Source organism: Acinetobacter sp. YH16052 (assembly GCF_013417155.1).
Taxonomy (GTDB): domain Bacteria; phylum Pseudomonadota; class Gammaproteobacteria; order Pseudomonadales; family Moraxellaceae; genus Acinetobacter.
On the sequence record NZ_VPEO01000095.1, the window covers coordinates 1 to 2,498 of the forward strand.

Annotated in this window: 2 protein-coding genes; one reads left to right on the plus strand and one right to left on the minus strand. The window is 33.9% G+C overall.

Annotation, left to right across the window (positions count from 1 at the left end; all coding sequences use genetic code 11):
- Positions 1–1,347: 1,347 nt before the first annotated feature.
- Positions 1,348–2,280, plus strand: coding sequence for a replication initiation protein RepM (gene repM, locus FTV42_RS16235; RefSeq protein ID WP_180039203.1), 933 nt, complete (start codon positions 1,348–1,350; stop codon positions 2,278–2,280).
- Positions 2,281–2,289: 9 nt separating this feature from the next.
- On the opposite strand, the gene FTV42_RS16240 is transcribed toward repM, so the two are convergent.
- The coding region (locus FTV42_RS16240; RefSeq protein ID WP_180039204.1) for a mobilization protein at positions 2,290–2,498 on the minus strand (209 nt) is incomplete at its 5' end.

Sequence of the window (2,498 nt, forward strand, 5' to 3'; positions counted from 1 at the left end):
TCATGTGAGCCAAAGCGTACAAAATAGCCTAAATTTTATCCCCAGCAATTGGGGATAGTTTTGGAACCTGGATCCGCATGAAATGGGCACTGATTGCCAAATTGATCATTTATTAATCGATTTTCTTGGCAAAATGTTACAGATTCGCTTAAAAACTCACCAACTTATTACAAAAGCCAATTTTTGCTGATTTCTTAGTCATAACTAAAATTTTAAGTGATTGATATTTATATTAATATACAAGTGTACTTCGTATAACGCCCATTATGTTAAATGGGGAATAAAATACGATCATATATTTATCATCCGATTCTTTTTTTGATAGAAAGAACCATTCTTTCTTTATTTAAATATCTGATACAGTGGCACTTATATAAAATATTATAACTTAGGTGGTCCATGCCTAGCCTAACTCTCAAAGCGACATCAAAAAGATGCTTCGAGCCTAAAGTTCTAATGATTCTAATCGAGTGTCTGCCTGATGAACAAAGGCCTCCTATCAAAGAGTTATTAACCTCTTATCCTGTAGAAATTAAACTAAATCTAACTCCAGAAGTCTTAGAACCCACTATCGAAAAAATACTAAAACGCTTAGGCAGAGCATTTATTATCAGTAAGTAGATCAGTTCTGAAGTTTTCTTAAAATTAACATAATATAACTGTTTTTTCCTTCAATATCATTATATTAGAGATTGCCGCCTTGAATCATAGAGCAACAGGGCGGCAACTTTTCTATTTTTTATGTTCTACGGTTTTAATTAGATATTTTAATAATTAAATTCATTCCAGTAAGAACCGAGCGAGTGTCTACGAGCGATCACCTGGCATTAAAATTTTGCCCCTGCCTTTTCCCTGATTACAAGCCCCCCCTTTGCTTCTTAACGAAAGATATAGAGCATCCCGAAGGGTGCGAACTGTATTAATTAGAATCTAAACGAGCGAAGCGAGCATAAAGATTACTGAGCGAAGCGAAGGCCTAGTTTCTTTTTTTATTAAATCCTCAACTTCTATTTAAAAAAAACAGCCCCTCAACCGAGCTTTAGCGAGGTTAAAACGTCCGAGCTTTAGCGAGGGCATAGGGCTGTTTTCCATGCTCACTTATGCTTTTATATATATTTTAAAGCTTTTAAATGCTTTTAGACACTCTTAAACCCTTACTACAGAAGGGTTTCAAGCCCTATAAAAGGACATTTAGTCGGTTATAAAAGGACATTTAGTCGGTTATAAAAGGACATTTAGTCGGTTATAAAAGGACATTTAGTCTTGATTTAAGGACTTAATTAATATTGACCTTTTAATGATAACTTTATACAGTGTCCTTACTTTGAATAATAATATGCTTTGAAGATGAAGAATGAGCTTGTTGTGAAAGATAACGCATTAATGAACGCTAGTTATAATTTAGAAGTAACCGAACAGCGCTTAATACTTCTTGCAATCATTAATGCAAGACAAACAGGTAACGGTATAACTGCTGATAGTAAGTTAGAAATACATGCTAATGATTACGCTAGTCGTTTTAATGTTAGTAACGATGGTGCTTACAAAGCACTGAAAAGTGCTGTTCTAAACCTGTTTGATCGTCAATTTTCATTTAAAGAAGAAGATAAAAAGGGAAATGTAGGAACTGTTAAGTCTAGATGGGTAAGCCGTATTAAATATATTGATGATTCAGCTACATTAGAAATCACTTTTGCACCAGATGTAGTGCCTTTGATTACAAGACTTGAGCAACAGTTCACTAGTTATCAACTTAAGCAGGTCACACAGCTTACAAGTAAATACGCTATTAGGCTTTATGAGTTAATCATTGCTTGGCGCGAAGTTGGCAAAGTTCCACAAATTGAGTTAAGTGACTTTAGAAATAGAATTGGGCTTGAAAATACTGAATATACAGCGATGTGTGATTTCAAAAAGCGTGTATTAGAACCAGCAATCAAACAAATCAATGAACATACAGACATCGTAACAACTTATGAGCAACACAAAAAAGGGCGTTCAATTACAGGCTTTTCATTCAAATTTAAGCAAAAGCAAATAAGAACTGAGGCTAAAAAAGACAAAAATATAGGAGATTTTTTTAACCGAATGACTGATTCACAACGTCTTAAGTTTGGATCTAAACTTGCCTATGATGAGCGTGTACAAAGTGAGTATAGCCACTTAATTGGTACTGGAAATTATGAACAATTCGGACAACTTTTAGCTGAAATGCTAGCAGAAAAAAGACACTTTGAAATGTTCTTTCCTTTGCTTGTAGAGCATGGTTTTAACGTATAAAAATAAAAACTAATTACACTTAAGATTAAATAACTCTCTATCTCTGTCTTCTGTTAAATACTCGTTGAGTTCAGCGAGTATTTTTTCTTTATTGGCTTCATTGGCATTCATTTTTTTAATCAAATAAGAACCGAGCAAAATTTTGCGTCGAGTATCATCTTTTCTTTCCTGCTCTTTTTGTTTTGATTTTTCTCTAGCTTCGATAGCCTGTTTACGCG

What these genes read in the sequence shown, in the direction of transcription:
- repM (WP_180039203.1), top strand. Translation starts at nt 1,348, where the DNA reads ATGAAGAATGAGCTTGTTGTGAAAGATAACGCATTAATGAACGCTAGT.